Consider the following 14,616-nt stretch of genomic DNA (forward strand, 5'->3'; position numbering starts at 1 on the left):
CAGGTACGCCAGGGCAGCCACCTCGACCGGGTCGGCCGCGGCCGGGGCGGTGCCGGCGACCACGGAGGTGCCGAGGTCGCCGGAGTCGGCCAGCAACCGGGCGGTGATCCGCTGCCGGAACAGGCGGTCAGCGGTGAGCTGGGCGGCGATCATCGGCGCGCCCAGCCGGGCGCGGCGGTTGGGCGCGAACTTGGCCACCCGGCGCAGCGGCACCGGCACCTCGTCGCCGGGCAGAACCGGCAGGACGGCCGCGGTGAGCGCGACGATCCGCTGACGCACAGACTCGGGCAGGATCGGCTCAGACTCGGGCAGCGTCGGCTCGGGCTCCGGCAGTCCCTGCTTCGGCTCGGGGGCGTCCTCACCGGCGTGGCGCGCAGCACCGACCGACTCCTCCTGCGGGAGGTTGTCGTCGTACGGCTCGGTGAGGGGCATGTGACAAGTCTCCCACCGCGACCGGGCCCACCGCCCGGTGAGTGAGCCGATCTCTCATCCTAGCCCCCAGGGTGACCGGTGGGGCCGTTGTTGCACAAGTGTCGGACCCAAGGTCTACCGTGCCCCGGGTGGGCGGAGCGGAGTACGTCCAGCAGGCGCTCGCCGGGCTGGGCCAGGCGGCGGGTACCGGCGTGGATCCGGCACTGCCGCTGTACGCGACGACCTTCGTGGTGGTCGACCTGGAAACCACCGGCGGCGCGCCGGACGGCGGGGGCATCACCGAGATCGGCGCGGTGAAGGTGCGCGGCGGTGAGGAGCTGGGGGTGCTGGCCACCCTGGTCAACCCGGGCGTGCCGATCCCACCGTTCATCACCGTGCTGACCGGGATCACCCAGGCCATGCTGGTCCCCGCGCCGCCGATCGAGCAGGTGCTGCCGAGCTTCCTGGAGTTCGTCGCCGACGCGGTGCTGGTCGCCCACAACGCGCCGTACGACGTCGGTTTCCTCAAGGCCGCCTGCGCCCGGCACGGCTACCGCTGGCCCAACCCCCGAGTGCTCGACACGGCGGCGCTGGCGCGGCGGGTGCTCGGCCGCGACGAGGTGCCCAACCGCAAGCTGGGCACCCTGGCGTCCTACTTCCGCACCGCCACCCGACCCACCCACCGCGCGCTGGACGACGCGAAGGCCACCGTCGACGTGCTGCACGGCCTCATCGCGCGCCTCGGCGGGCACCGGGTCGACACCGTCGGCGAGGCGATCGAGTTCGCCCGGGCGGTCACCCCGACCCAGCGGCGCAAGCGCCACCTCGCAGACGGGCTGCCGAAGGTGCCGGGGATCTACATCTTCCGGGCCGCCGACGACCGGCCGCTCTACGTCGGCACCTCCGGCGACATCGCCACCCGGGTGCGCAGCTACTTCACCGCCGCCGAGAAGCGGGCCCGGATGTCGGAGATGCTGGCCGCCGCCGAGCGGGTGGAGGCGATCGAGTGCGCCCACTCGCTGGAGGCCGAGGTGCGGGAGCTGCGGCTGATCGGCGCGCACGCGCCGCCGTACAACCGGCGGTCGAAGTTCCCCGAGCGGATGGTCTGGCTCAAGCTCACCGATGGGCCGTACCCCCGGTTGTCGGTGGTGCGGTCGCTGGCCGACGGCGACGAGGTCTACCTCGGCCCGTTCGGCTCCCAGCGGGCGGCGGAGCTGGCCGCCGCCGGTTTCCACGACGCGCTCCCACTGCGCCAGTGCACCCACCGGCTGTCGCTACGCACGGTCACCCCGGCCTGCGCGCTGGCCGAGCTGGGTCGCTGCCCGGCGCCCTGCGAGCACCGGATCACCCCCGGGGAGTACGCCGACCGCGCCGTCGCCCCGTTCCGCGCAGCCACCGCCACCGACCCGGGGGCCGTGGTGGACGCCCTGCTGGCCCGGATCGGGGCGCTCGCGGCCGACCAGCGGTACGAGGAGGCGGCGGTGGTGCGGGCCCGACTCGCCGCGGTGCTCCGGGCGACCGTCCGGATGCAACGGTTGACCGCGCTGGCCGGGATCGCCGAGCTGGCCGCCGCCCGGCCGGCCGCCCGGGGCGGCTGGGAGCTGGCCCTGGTCCGGCACGGCCGGCTGGCGGGGGCCGGGGTCTCCCCGCCGGGTATGCACCCGCGATCGACGATCGAGCTGATCCGGGCGACCGCCGAGACGGTCCCGCCCGGGCCCGGCCCGGTGCCCCGGGCCTCCGCCGAGGAGTCCGAGCGCATCCTGTCTTGGCTGGAGCGACCCGAGACCCGGCTGGTGGAGATGTCCTCTGGCTGGGCATCCCCGGCCGCCGGGGCGGCCCGCTTTCGCGACCTGCTCAGCAAGATCGAGAGCGCCGTTCCTCGCCAACTCTCGACCGAACGCCCATGACCAAGTGACCGATCGGACAACCTCGACTCGCTTAGGCTGTTAAGGAAGTGCAGTACTGCCCGTTTCGTGGGCCTGCTCCCAGTTGCCGTGCCCGGTGACCGAGGGGCCGGGGTGAGGAGGTGTCCCTCGTGGACGTCGACGCCGGACGCGGCGCCGCCCTGGGTGGCGCGCTCCCGACCCAGCCGGGCGACCTGCCCCTGGCCCGGCGGCTACGGTCGCTGCTGAGCTGGCCCACCGCCGACGCGGACCCGGTCACCCACCTGATCCGCACCCACCGGGGCATCCACCCCGGCACGGAGGCGTCGGTGCTGCGCCGGGCGTACACGATCGCGGAGAACATGCACCGCGGCCAGTTCCGCAAGAGCGGCGAGCCGTACATCACCCACCCGCTCGCGGTCGCCCAGATCTGCGCCGAGCTGGGCATGGACGCCACCACCCTGGTGGCCGCGCTGCTGCACGACACGGTGGAGGACACCCGCTACACTCTGCAGGCCCTCGCGGAGGACTTCGGCGGCGAGGTGGCCCACCTGGTCGACGGGGTGACCAAGTTCGACAAGGCGTTCTACGGCAAGGCCGCCGAGGCCGAGACCACCCGGAAGATGATCGTCGCGGCCGGCAAGGACGTCCGGGTCCTGATCATCAAGCTGGCCGACCGGCTGCACAACATGCGCACCCTCGGGGTCCGCTCGGCCGCGTCGCGGGAGCGGATCGCCCGCAAGACGCTGGAGGTGCTGGTCCCGCTCTGCGACCGGCTCGGCATCCAGACCCTCAAACGCGACCTGGACGACGTGGTGCTGCTGCACCTGGAGCCCGAAGCGCACGCCCGCATCGCCCGCTTCGTGCACGACCGGCCCGGCTGGAACGCGTACCTCGACGACGTGGTCGCCAAGGCAAAGGTGGCGCTGCGCCGCAGCCGCGTCGACGCCCACGTCTCCCCCCGCCCCCGGCACCTCTACTCGATCTGGAAGGACACCGTCGCCAGGGGGCACAGCGTCCCGTTCGACCTGCCCCGGATCGTGATCGTCGTGGACGGGCCGGCGACCGACTGTTACGCCGCCCTCGGCGCGGTGCACGGCCTCTGGCGACCTGTGCCCGGCCGGTTCAAGGACTTCATCGCCTCACCGAAGAACAACCTCTACCGTTCCCTGCACACCACCGTCTGCGGCCCGAAGGACCGCACGGTCGAGGTGCTGATCCGCACCGAGGAGATGCACCGCGCCGCCGAGTACGGCATCGCCGCGGACTTCCGCTTCCCCCGCCCGGCCGGGACCGCCGCCGCCCGGGCCGAGCAGCTCGACTGGCTGCGCCGGGTGCTCGACTGGGAGCAGGAGGCGCCGGACCCGGCGCAGTTCCTGGAGTCGCTGCGCTGCGACCTCGCCGAGGCGCAGATCCAGGTGCTCGTCGAGGGGCGGCAGGTCGTGCTGCCGGCCGGGGCGACTCCCGTCGACGTGGCGTACGAGCTGGGCCCCAACCGGGGCGACCACTGCCTGGCGGCCCGGATCAACGGCCGGCTCGCCCCGCTCTCCTCCGAGTTGGAGGAGGGCGACGTGGTGGAGATCTTCACCGAGTCCGACGCGGAGACCGGCTTCGAGGCGGACGTCGCCCCGCGCGGCCCCCGTCGGGAGTGGCTCGGCTTCGTCAAGTCCCCGCACGCCCAGATGCAGATCAACCGCTGGTTCGCCGACCACACCGAGCCGGGGATCTCGATCGCCGACAAGGTCCGCCTCGGCCGGGCCACGATCGGGCTGGCGCTGCGTAAGCACGACCGGGGGCTCGCCAACGACCTGCCGCTGCTGCGGCTGTCCGAGGAGCTGGGGTACCCGGATCTGGAGACCCTGCTGGTCGCGGTCTTCGACCGGGCCCTCGAACCGGACGCGGTGGTGCTACAGCTCATCGACCTGGTCGACCACCGCCAGTGACGCTTGTCCCCCCGGTGGCCGGCCCGGCACGCGCCGGCCACTAGCCTGGACCCATGATCCCCCGCTCCCGCGCCACCGGACGGGCCTTTGCCTACCAGGTCTTCTACCGACTGCCCGTGTCGGTGCGACGCCGGCTGGTCCGGCTCGCCACCCCGAAGTACATCGTCGGGGCGGTCACCCTGGTCCGCGACACCGAGGCCGACGGCCCCGGGCGCCTGCTGCTGCTGCGCCAGCCGCCGGGCCACAGCTGGACGCTGCCGGCCGGGCTGCTGCAACGCGGCGAGGAGCCGGTCGTCGGCGCGGCGCGCGAGCTGTTCGAGGAGTCCGGGATCCGGCTCTCCCCCGATCAGCTCCGCCCGGCGGTGCCGAACGCGGTCGTGCACGCCAAGGGCTGGGTGGACGTCGTCTTCGAGGCGGAGGTTCCGGCGTCGACCACGACGCTGGCGGTGGACGGCGCCGAGGTCTTCGAGGCCGCCTGGCATCCGCTGGACGACCTGCCGAGGCTGAGCCGCGCCACGGCGAACCTGCTCGGCAGGTACGGCATCGGGCCGCGCGCCGGCAAGGCGTCGCCCGGTCCGACGGCGTGACCACCCCGGCGGCCGATCCGGCGGGCACGCCGGGGGCCACGGTGGGCGCGGCCGGCGGGCCGGAGGTCTGCGCGGTGGTGCTCGCCGCCGGCGAGGGGACCCGGCTGCGCCCACTCACCGAGCGGCTGCCCAAGGCGCTCTGCCCGGTGGGCAACGTCGCGCTGCTCGACCGGGCGCTGGCCCGGCTCGCCGGGCTCGGCCTCGCCGGCCCGGCCCGGGTGGCGGTGAACGCCTGCTACCTCGGCGAGCAGGTCGTCGCGCACGTCGGCGACCGGGCCCACCTCTCGGTCGAGCCGGATGCCCCGCTCGGCACGGCCGGCGGCGTGGCGAACCTGCGGGACTGGATCGCCGGCCGGGCCGTGCTGGTCGGCAACGCCGACGCGTACCTCGCCGACCCGGCCGCCGCCCCCGGGCCGGACATCGCCGCGCTGCTGGCCGGCTGGGACGGCGAGCGCGTACGCCTGCTCGGCCAGCCCGCCGACGACCCCGCCGCCCCCGGCACCTTCTCGGGCCACCGGTTCACCGGCTTCTCGCTGCTGCCGTGGCGGCTGGTACGGGGGCTCGCGGTGGAGCCGGGCGACCTGGTCCGGGCGGTGTGGCGGCCGGCGGAGGCGGCCGGGGCGCTGACCGTGGTGCCGTACGCCGGCATCTTCTACGACACCGGCACGCCCGCCGACTACCTGGCGGCCAACCTGCACGCGGCGGGCGGCGGCAACCTGATCGACCCGACCGCCACGGTCACCGGACGATGCCGGGAGGCCGTGGTGGGCGCGGGGGCGACCGTGCGGGGCGAGGTGACCCGCTCGGTGCTCTGGCCGGGCGCCGAGGTGGTCGCCGGGGAACACCTGACCGGGGTGGTCCGCGTGGCCGGGGGCCTGACCGTCGTCGCGGGGCCCCGCTGAGGGGTACGCCCCATCGCGCCCGCTCCGCCCGCAGCCTCTCCCCGCCCGGCCGCGCCCCGTACGTCACGGCCGCCCCGCGGTGCGCCCCCGACTCGCCCGGTGCGCCCCCCGGCCGGGCCCTACCATGGTCGTTGACGCCGCGACCGGCGTGGAGTGGCCGTACGACGAAGGGCAGACCAGTGATCACCGCGATCGTACTGATCGACTGCGCCACCGACTCGATTCCCGAGGTGGCCGAGAACCTGGCGGCCCTGCCCGGGGTGAGCGAGGTCTACTCGGTGGCCGGGCACGTCGACCTGATCGCCATCGTGCGGGTCCGGGAGTTCGACCAGATCGCCCGGGTCATCGCCGGCAGCATCTCCAAGGTGCCCGGAGTGATCAACACTGAGTCACACATCGCCTTCCGGGCGTATTCGCAGCATGACCTGGAGGAGGCGTTCGCGATCGGACTGGCCGGCGCGGATTGACCCCCGTGACGGCGCCGACCGGTCCCACGGCCACGACCGACCGGGTCCCCCCGCCACGACGGTGCCGACCAGGTCCCCTGCGACGGCGGTAGTCAGCCCGCCGGTCGGCGGGCTGGCTACCTACCTGGAGTGTCGCGGCGTCAGCTGACGCTCGGGGCCGGCGTCTCGGTGTTCTCCGGGGCCGGCGTCTCGGTGGTGCCGCCCGGGGCAGGGGCCTCGGTGGTGCCGCCCGGAGCCGGCGTCGTGGTGGTCGCGCCCGGGCTGGGCGTGCCGCTGGGGCTGGTCTGCGGGACCGGGACGCCCAGGGTCTGGGCCAGGGCCACCAGTGCGTCGTAGTGCGCCTGGAGCACCGGCAGGGCGTTCTGGGCCAGCGCGACCACCGACTGCTCGGTGCCCTGCGAGATCTCCGTTTGGGTGGCCTGGATGGCCTGGACGTGGCCGGCCAGCTCGGCGGTCACCCACGCCTTGTCGAACTCGGCGCCGCTGAGCTTGTTCAGCTGGTCGATGACCTTCTGCTCATCGGCGGTCGGCGCGTCCGGCAGCGTCACGTTGAGCTGCTGTGCGGTGTCCTGCACCGTCTGGTCGAGCTGGGTGTGGTCCGTGACGAACTGCGCACCCAGGTCCTTGACCTGCTGGTTCTGGCCCTTCTGCTGCGCCAGGTTCCCCAACTCGATTTCCGCGAGGTTCACCTGGTGCAGCGCCTGCAGGTACTGGCTGTCCTGCGTCGACGGCTGCGCGGCCTGCGCCGCCGTCGCAGGCGCCAACCCCACCACCACCAGGGCGGCGAGCAGTCCGAGGCGCTTGAGACCCAACATGTTTCCCTCCCCCGTTTCGTTGGACCGCACGGATACCCGGCTGACCCGGATTAACCCTGCGAATCCGCAGCCGCCTCGCGCCAGGCCCCAGGGTGCCGCCGGCGCTCGGTGCTCACCCGGGGGCGGAAACGGGACGTGGCGCCCGCCGGAGGAATCCGGCGGGCGCCACGTACGGCCTTCTGGGGCAGGTCAGCGGGGAGAGCTGCCGCTGCCGATCTCCTTGCGCTCCGGCCGGGATTCGACCGGCGGGTGCCCCGGCGAGACCGGCGCCTCGGCCGGCTTCTCGATCGGGTAGAAGAAGCCCCGGATGGCGGGCCCGAGGGCACCGAGCCGGTTCATCTTCTTGGGCACCACCCAGCCGACGTACTCCAGCTCGCCGTGACCGTCGTGGCCGCCGGCGGCCAGCGGCTGGTGGACCTCCTCGAACCGGCCGTCGGGCAGCCGGCGGATGATGCCGGTCTCCACGCCGTGGGCCAGCACCTCCCGGTCGTGCTGCTGGAGACCGAGGCAGATCCGGTACGTCACGTAGTACGCCAGCGGCGGGACCACCAGCAGGCCGATACGGCCCGCCCAGGTCATCGCGTTCAGGCTGATCTGGAACTTGTCCGCGATCACGTCGTTGCCACCGGAGAGGGTCAGCACGATGTAGAACGCCACCGCCATCGCGCCGATCGCCGTCCGCTCGGGAACGTCCCGGGGGCGCTGGAGCAGGTTGTGGCTGCGGTAGTCCTTGAGCCGGCGGGCCTCCACGAACGGATAGAGCGTGGAGAGGCCGACCAGGATGCCCGGCAGCACGACAGTGGGCCAGAACAGCGGCGGGATGACGTACCCGTCGCCGATCGGGATGTTGATCTCCCACGCCGGCATGAGGCGGGTCGAGCCGTCGAGGAACATGACGTACCAGTCGGGCTGGCTGGCGGCCGAGACCACCCACGCCTCGTACGGACCGAAGTACCAGATCGGGTTGATCTGGAACAGGCCGCCCATCAGCGCGATCACGCCGAAGACGACCATGAAGAAGCCGCCCTGCTTGAGCGCGTAGCGCGGGAACATCCGCTCGCCGACCACGTTCTCGTTGGTCCGGCCGGGGCCGGGCCACTGGGTGTGCTTCTGCTTGAAGACCAGGCCGAGGTGGGCGCTGATCAGCGCCACCAGCAGGCCCGGGATGAGCAGAACGTGGGCGATGAAGAACCGGCTGATGATGATGTCGCCCGGGAACTCCCCGCCGAAGATCGACGAGGTGACCCAGGACCCGATCACCGGGATCGACAGCATGATGCCGGAGGCGATCCGCAGGCCGGTGCCGGAGAGGCCGTCGTCGGGCAGCGAGTAGCCGGTGAAGCCGGCCAGGAAGCCCACCCAGAACAGCAGCGAGCCAATGATCCAGTTCGTCTCGCGCGGCTTGCGGAACGCGCCGGTGAAGAAGACCCGCAGCATGTGCACGACGATCGCGGCCATGAACAGCAGCGCCGCCCAGTGGTGCATCTGCCGCATGATCAGGCCACCCCGGACGTCGAACGACAGATCCAGGCTGGAGGCGTACGCGGCCGACATCGGCGTGCCCCGCAACGGGGCGTAGCTGCCGTTGTAGACCACCTCGGTCATCGCCGGCTCGTAGAAGAACGTCAGGAAGACGCCGGTCAGCAGCAGCACGACGAACGAGAACAGCGCGATCTCGCCGAGCAGGAACGACCAGTGGTCGGGGAAGACCTTGTTCAGCAGCTTGCGCAGCGGCGTGGAGACCTGGAAGCGCTCGTCCACCCCCACCGCGGCCTTGCCCGGAACGGAGGCCATGTCCAACTTACGACGCTTCACGGCCGCTCCCAGAAGTCAGGCCCGACGGTCTCGGTGTAGTCCGACCGCGCCACGAAGAAGCCCTCGTCGTCCACCTCGATCGGCAGCTGCGGCAGCCGCCGGCTCGCGGGGCCGAAGACCGGCCGGGCGTTGTCGGTGATCAGGAACTGCGACTGGTGGCACGGGCAGAGCAGCCGGTTGGTCTGCTGCTCGTACAGGCTCGCCGGGCAGCCCGCGTGCGTGCAGATCTTGGAGAACGCCGCGTAGTTGCCCCACATGTAGTTCCCGTGGCCGACCCGCTGGTTGGCCTCGCGGGACACCTGGGCGTCGGACTCGCGCAGGTGGATCAGCAGCGTCGGGGAGTCGGCGTGCTTGTTGCTCACCCCGTGCTCGATGCCCGGGAAGACGGTGAGCTGGCCGCCGGCGCTGATGTCCGCCGGGCGGATCGGCCGGCCGTCCTCGCGGACCAGCCGGACCTTGTGGCCGTCGGCCGGCGCGAAGCCGGTGGTGAACATCTGGTTGTTCTTGTGCGGGTTGGAGATCAGGCCACCGACCAGCGGGGCCGCGGCGACCGCGCCGACCGGGGCGAGGCCGGCCAGCAGCGAGATGCCCAGCAGCGGGCGACGCTTCACGCCGAGTTCGTCGGCGAGGTAGAGCATCGTCTCGCCGGTGATCTTGCGGCTCTCCGGCGCGTTCGGGTCGTTCTCGTGCCGGTCCTGGATCGACACCTCCTTGGGCAGCAGCTTCTTGCCCCAGGTCAGGATGCCGAAGCCGATGCCCAGCAGCGCCACGCCGAGGGTGAGGCCGAGCAGCGGGGTGTAGTACTTGTCCCCGCCCGTGCCCGGCTCGTACTCCCACGGCCACCAGATGTAGATGGCCAGGAAGGCGGTGGCGGCGAGGCCGGTCAGCAGGAAGAACGAGGCGACCGTACGGGTCAGCCGGCGCTCGGCCTTGCTGCCCGGGACGACCTGCTCCTCGTAGTGGACGATCTCGATGTCGTCCCGGCGCGCGCCCTCCCGGACGATGTCGAACCGGCTCAGCCGCGGGTCGTGGACGTCGAGCGGCTCCGGGCCCGGGTGGGCCTGGTGCTCGGTCTTGGTGCTCATGCCGTCACCTCGCTACGGGCGGTGCCGCACCGCGGCACCGCGGCGCTGAATCGAATGATCCGCTCGGTCACGACTTGCCCGCGATCCACAGGCTGGCGAAGACGAGCGCGACGATGCCGATCAGGAAGATCGCCAGACCCTCGGTGGACGGCCCGTACCGACCGAGGTTGAAGCCACCCTGGTCCTGGTCGTGCTTCAGGGTGTCCTGGATGTAGGCGATGATGTCCGCCTTCTGGTCCGGGGTGATCTGGTTGTCCCCGAACACCGGCATGTTCTGCGGGCCGCTCAGCATCGCGGCGTAGATCTGCCGGTCACTGGCCGGGCGCAGGCTCGGCGCGTACTTGCCGGAGGACAGGGCACCGCCGCCACCGCCGAAGGCGTGACACTGCGAGCAGTTGATCCGGAACAGCTCGCCGCCGGTGGCCAGGTTGGCGCCCTCGCGCAGGTCGCCCTCGGGGACCTGCGGACCCCCGCCGAGCTCCTGGACGTACCGAGCGAGCTGGCGGACCTGCTCGTCGTTGAAGACCGGCGGCTTGCGCATGGCCTGCGCCTCCTGCCGGGCCATCGGCATCCGGCCGGAGCTCACCTGGAACTCGACGGAGGCCGCGCCGACCCCGATCAGGCTCGGGCCACGACCCTCGACACCCTGCGCGTTACGGCCGTGGCAGGTCACGCAGCTCACGTCGAACAGCGCCTTGCCCTCTGCGGCGGCGCCGGTGAGCGGCGGGTTTTCCTGCGCCTGCACGCCGGGGGCGAAGACGGTGTAGGCGCCGCCGGCCAGCGTGAGCGCGGCGATCAGGCGGACCGCGGCGCCCAGCCGGCGGCGGCCCCTGCTGCGCGCTGCGGGCCGCTCGCCACGCAACCGCGCGAGCAGACCGCGTCGGCGGTCGTTGTCAGAAGTCATGACCTGTGTCCTTAACCGGTGGGACCTTGTCTCAGAGGACGGGGCAGCGGCGCGGTTCGTGACGCGCCAAGATCACTGAAGCCAGTAGATCATGGCGTAGAGGCCGATCCACACGACGTCGACGAAGTGCCAGTAGTACGACACGACGATCGCCGACGTGGCCTGCGCCGGGGTGAACCGGCCCATGGTCGTGCGGACCATGAAGATGATGAAGGCGACCAGACCGCCGGTCACGTGCAGGCCGTGGAAGCCGGTGGTCAGGTAGAACATCGACCCGTACCCGTCCGCGTTGATCTTCACGCCCTCGTGCACCAGGGTCACGTACTCGTTCACCTGACCGAGCACGAAGATCAGACCCATCACGAAGGTGATCGTGAACCAGCGCCGCAGGGCGTGGACGTCACCCTTCTCTGCGGCGAACACCCCGAGCTGGCAGGTCACCGAGGACAACACCAGGATCACCGTGAAGGTGGTCGCGTACGGGACGTTGAGGTGCTCGGTGTGCTTCGCCCACTGCTCCGGCGCCGCCGCGCGGATGGAGAAGTACATCGCGAACAGCGCCGCGAAGAACATGAGTTCGCTGGAGAGCCACACGATCGTCCCGACACTGACCATGTTGGGCCGCGTCAGGGAGTGGATCCGGCTCTTGTCAATGGCTGGGGCCGCAGTCACGCGGTCATTATTGCCCCTGACCACGGCCGGCGATCAGCGGGGGGCCAAACCGGTAGCACCGGTGGCCCGATCGTGGCGGTCCGGTTCGCCTGGCCTAGCCTGAAACGCGTGCAGCACGTCGATTCGATCTTCGCCGCCACCTCGGCGGTCGCCGCGCCCCGGGCGCTCGCGGCCGGCGGGGACCCGCTGCCGCCGCCGTTCACCGTGGCCCGCGTGTTCACCGAGACCCGGCTGGACAGCTGGCTGGCCCTCGGGCTGGTGCTCGCCGCCGGGCTCTACCTCTACGGCGTGTACCGGCTGCGGCTGCGCGGCGACCGGTGGCCGCCCTCCCGCACCGTCTTCTTCCTCGGCCCGGGCCTGGGCGGCATCGCCGCGGTCACCGTCAGCGGCCTGCACGCGTACGACACCGCGCTGCTGTCGGTGCACATGGTGCAGCACATGGTGCTGTCGATGGTCTCCCCCATCTTCCTCGCCCTCGGCGCGCCGGTCACCCTGGCGCTGCGCACTCTGCCGGTCCGGCCGCGCAAGCGGCTGCTGGCGATCGTGCACAGCCGCGTCGCCCGGGTCTACACCTTCCCGCTGGTGGCGTTCGCCATCTTCGTGGTGAACCCGTTCGCGCTGTACTTCAGCGACCTGTACCGCTACACCCTCGAACACGCCTGGGCGCACGAGCTGGTGCACGCGCACTTCATCATGACCGGCTGCGTGTTCTTCTGGCCGCTGCTCGGGCTCGACCCGCTGCCGGGGCGCTGGCCGTACCCGGCCCGGGCCCTGCTGATGGTGCTGTCGGTGCCGTTCCACACCGTGCTCGGGCTCACGATCATGCAGAGCACCACCCTCTTCGGCGGCGACTGGTACCCGTCCCTCGGCCTCACCTGGTCCAACCCCGCCGAAGACCAGGTGGTCGCCGGGGGCATCCTGTGGGCCGGCGGCGAGTTCGTCAGTGTGACGATGCTCGCGGTCCTGGTGGTGCAGTGGGTGCGCCAGTCCGAGCGCGAGGCCCGCCGGCTCGACCGCGAGCTGGATCGCCAGGAGGCCCGCGAACGCGCCTACCAGGCCGAGCAATCCCCTGCCTGACCAGCCCCTTCCGGTACGCTCACCGGCCCGGCCGGGCGGGAAATCGACCGGCCGGCGGCGACGGGTACGATGCTCGGCAGCTACGAGGTGGGAGTCAGCCAGCGATGAGCGATCGTCTTTGCACCGTCCTGCTCTACAGCGACGACCCGCAGGTCCGCGACCAGATGCGGCTGGCCGTCGGCACCCGCCCGGCGCCCGGGCTGCGCGTCGAGTTCGTCGATGCGTCCGACTACGCCGAATGCGTCCGGCTGGTCGACGACTACGAGATCGGCCTGATGCTGCTCGACGGCGAGGCGAGCCCGGGCGGCGGCCTCGGCATCGCCCGCCAGATCAAGGACGACCGGGACGACGCTCCCCCGACCTGCGTGGTGATCGCTCGCGCCGCCGACCGCTGGCTGGCCGCGTACGCCGAGGTCGACGCCACCCTCGTGCACCCGCTCGACCCGGTGACCACCGGCGCCACCGTGGCCGAGCTGCTGCGCAGCCACGCCCCGGCCTGAGCCACCCCGGCCCGGCCGTCGTGCCGGCCCGCGCCGCTCGTACCCGTCCACCGCATCCCCACGCCCGCTCGGGAGGCCCGCCATGGGCGAACGGACCTGGCCGCATCTGCTCGCCACGCTGCTGCGCGGGGAGGAGCTCTCCACCGCGGACACCGCCTGGGCGATGGGCGAGATCATGTCCGGCGCGGCGGCCCCGGCCCAGATCGCCGGTTTCGCCGTCGCGCTGCGGGCCAAGGGCGAGACCCCGGCCGAGGTCGCCGGGCTGGTCGAGGCGATGCTCGGCGAGGCGGTTCAGGTCGAGCTGCCGGAGGAGCTGCGGTCGTCCGCGCTCGACGTGGTCGGTACCGGCGGTGACCTCGCCCACACCGTGAACATCTCCACCATGGCCGCCCTCGTGGTGGCCGGCGCGGGCGTACGGGTGGTCAAGCACGGCAACCGGGCCGCCTCGTCCTCCTGCGGCACCGCCGACCTGCTGGAGTTCCTGGGCGTCCCGCTGGACCTGACCCCGGAGGGGGTGGCCCGCTGCGTGACGGAGGCCGGCATCGGCTTCTGCTTCGCCGGCCGGTTCCACCCGGGCATGCGGCACGCCGGCCCCGTCCGGCGCGAGCTGGGCGTCCCGACGTTCTTCAACTTCCTCGGCCCGCTGACCAACCCGGCCCGGCCCCGGGCCGGCGCGGTCGGCTGCTTCGACCGGCGGATGGCCCCGGTGATGGCCGCCGTCTTCGCCGCCCGGGGCGACTCGGTGCTGGTGCTGCGCGGCGAGGACGGCCTCGACGAGTTCACCACCGCCGCACCCACCCGGGTCTGGGCGGCCCAGCGGGGCACCGTCCGGGAGGCGCTGCTGGACGCGACGGACCTCGGGGTGCCCCGGGTCACCCTCGCCGACCTGCGGGGCGGCGACGCGGCGTACAACGCCGGCGTGGCCCGGCGGCTGCTGGCCGGCGAGGCCGGTCCGGTCCGCGACGCGGTGCTGGTCAACGCCGCCGCCGCGTTGGCCACCCAGGGGCCGCTGGACGGGGACCTGACCGAGGCGCTGCGCGCCGGGATGGGCCGCGCCGCCGAGGCGATCGACTCCGGCGCCGCCGCGGCCGTGCTCGACCGCTGGGTCGAGGTCGCCAGCACCGCCTGACCGCCGGCTCCCGCTGACGGGAATTGTCGGCCCTCCGTGGGAAACTACAGCCGAGTGATTCTCGGACTCCCGCTCCGGCCTTCCTCTGCCCGGCCGGCCCGATCGGGTCGATCGGGCCGAGGTAGCCGCGCGCCGCGCGGATCCCGGTCGGTCGCCCGCCCGGCGGCGCTCACGACCACGGCGGAGTCCGGCGACGAGAGGAGACGCCCGTGTCGGACCGCGAGCTCTACTGCGACACCTGCGAGGGCGTGCGGCCGTTCGAGGTGCCGCCGTGCGCCGACGGCCATGGCACCGCCTGCCCGGAGTTGGCCTGCACAGGCTGCGGCGCGGCCATGCTGATCGCCACGTTCACCTTCCCGGCGACCCAGCTCACCGCCCGCCGGGGGCCAGCGCCCCGGCGCCGGGCAGCCTGACCCCGCCCCGCTG

The 14,616-nt window shown here is 72.7% G+C and carries 14 protein-coding genes and 1 pseudogene; 9 read left to right on the top strand and 6 right to left on the bottom strand.

What is annotated here, in order from left to right:
• Nucleotides 1–432 (bottom strand): annotated as a pseudogene (locus MCAG_RS06765) (hypothetical protein); the annotation flags it as partial.
• Nucleotides 433–560: 128 nt separating this feature from the next.
• Between MCAG_RS06765 and MCAG_RS06770 the strand changes: the two are divergent.
• From MCAG_RS06770 to MCAG_RS06790, 5 genes are all read left to right on the top strand, one after another.
• Nucleotides 561–2,318, top strand: coding sequence for a DEDD exonuclease domain-containing protein (locus tag MCAG_RS06770; protein ID WP_036372619.1), 1,758 nt, complete (start codon nucleotides 561–563; stop codon nucleotides 2,316–2,318).
• Between the two features lie 128 nt (nucleotides 2,319–2,446).
• A complete protein-coding gene (locus tag MCAG_RS06775; RefSeq protein ID WP_036372621.1) occupies nucleotides 2,447–4,237 on the top strand; it encodes a bifunctional (p)ppGpp synthetase/guanosine-3',5'-bis(diphosphate) 3'-pyrophosphohydrolase in 1,791 nt (596 codons plus the stop codon).
• Between the two features lie 53 nt (nucleotides 4,238–4,290).
• Nucleotides 4,291–4,824: an NUDIX hydrolase gene (locus MCAG_RS06780; protein WP_007072229.1), complete on the top strand. Its 534-nt coding sequence runs from the start codon at nucleotides 4,291–4,293 to the stop codon at nucleotides 4,822–4,824.
• Between the two features lie 41 nt (nucleotides 4,825–4,865).
• On the top strand, nucleotides 4,866–5,726 hold the full coding sequence (locus tag MCAG_RS06785) for a sugar phosphate nucleotidyltransferase (RefSeq protein WP_036376550.1): 861 nt from the start codon (nucleotides 4,866–4,868) through the stop codon (nucleotides 5,724–5,726).
• Nucleotides 5,727–5,905: 179 nt separating this feature from the next.
• The gene (locus tag MCAG_RS06790; protein WP_007072231.1) at nucleotides 5,906–6,193 is read left to right on the top strand and encodes an Lrp/AsnC family transcriptional regulator; all 288 of its coding nucleotides are present in this window, start codon (nucleotides 5,906–5,908) and stop codon (nucleotides 6,191–6,193) included.
• A 140-nt stretch (nucleotides 6,194–6,333) separates the two neighbouring features.
• Here MCAG_RS06790 and MCAG_RS06795 read toward each other — a convergent pair whose 3' ends face one another.
• The 5 genes from MCAG_RS06795 to MCAG_RS06815 form a co-directional block, all read right to left on the bottom strand.
• Nucleotides 6,334–7,008: a DUF4142 domain-containing protein gene (locus MCAG_RS06795; RefSeq protein WP_007072232.1), complete on the bottom strand. Its 675-nt coding sequence runs from the start codon at nucleotides 7,006–7,008 to the stop codon at nucleotides 6,334–6,336.
• Nucleotides 7,009–7,197: 189 nt separating this feature from the next.
• A complete protein-coding gene (locus tag MCAG_RS06800; RefSeq protein ID WP_036372625.1) occupies nucleotides 7,198–8,823 on the bottom strand; it encodes a cytochrome bc complex cytochrome b subunit in 1,626 nt (541 codons plus the stop codon).
• Entirely contained in the window at nucleotides 8,820–9,908 is a 1,089-nt protein-coding gene (locus MCAG_RS06805) for a ubiquinol-cytochrome c reductase iron-sulfur subunit (RefSeq protein ID WP_007072234.1), read from the bottom strand. The genes MCAG_RS06800 and MCAG_RS06805 overlap by 4 nt, the downstream gene beginning before the upstream one ends.
• A gap of 67 nt (nucleotides 9,909–9,975) precedes the next feature.
• Nucleotides 9,976–10,812 carry a cytochrome c gene (locus MCAG_RS06810; RefSeq protein ID WP_007072235.1) on the bottom strand — a complete coding sequence of 279 codons (837 nt, stop codon included), beginning with the start codon at nucleotides 10,810–10,812 and terminating at the stop codon, nucleotides 9,976–9,978.
• Nucleotides 10,813–10,884: 72 nt separating this feature from the next.
• Nucleotides 10,885–11,484: a heme-copper oxidase subunit III gene (locus MCAG_RS06815; RefSeq protein WP_007072236.1), complete on the bottom strand. Its 600-nt coding sequence runs from the start codon at nucleotides 11,482–11,484 to the stop codon at nucleotides 10,885–10,887.
• A 108-nt stretch (nucleotides 11,485–11,592) separates the two neighbouring features.
• Between MCAG_RS06815 and MCAG_RS06820 the strand changes: the two genes are divergently transcribed.
• The 4 genes from MCAG_RS06820 (at nucleotide 11,593) to MCAG_RS06835 (ending at nucleotide 14,603) form a co-directional block, all read left to right on the top strand.
• Nucleotides 11,593–12,561, top strand: coding sequence for a cytochrome c oxidase assembly protein (locus MCAG_RS06820; protein ID WP_036372628.1), 969 nt, complete (start codon nucleotides 11,593–11,595; stop codon nucleotides 12,559–12,561).
• A 104-nt stretch (nucleotides 12,562–12,665) separates the two neighbouring features.
• Complete coding sequence (locus tag MCAG_RS06825) at nucleotides 12,666–13,061, top strand: hypothetical protein (RefSeq protein ID WP_007072238.1); 396 nt, start codon at nucleotides 12,666–12,668, stop codon at nucleotides 13,059–13,061.
• Between the two features lie 82 nt (nucleotides 13,062–13,143).
• Nucleotides 13,144–14,190: an anthranilate phosphoribosyltransferase gene (gene trpD / locus MCAG_RS06830; RefSeq protein WP_007072239.1), complete on the top strand. Its 1,047-nt coding sequence runs from the start codon at nucleotides 13,144–13,146 to the stop codon at nucleotides 14,188–14,190.
• Nucleotides 14,191–14,399: 209 nt separating this feature from the next.
• Nucleotides 14,400–14,603 carry a hypothetical protein gene (locus MCAG_RS06835; protein WP_036372631.1) on the top strand — a complete coding sequence of 68 codons (204 nt, stop codon included), beginning with the start codon at nucleotides 14,400–14,402 and terminating at the stop codon, nucleotides 14,601–14,603.
• Nucleotides 14,604–14,616 lie beyond the last annotated feature (13 nt).

The organism is Micromonospora sp. ATCC 39149 (assembly GCF_000158815.1).
In the GTDB taxonomy this organism is placed as follows: Bacteria; Actinomycetota; Actinomycetes; order Mycobacteriales; family Micromonosporaceae; genus Micromonospora.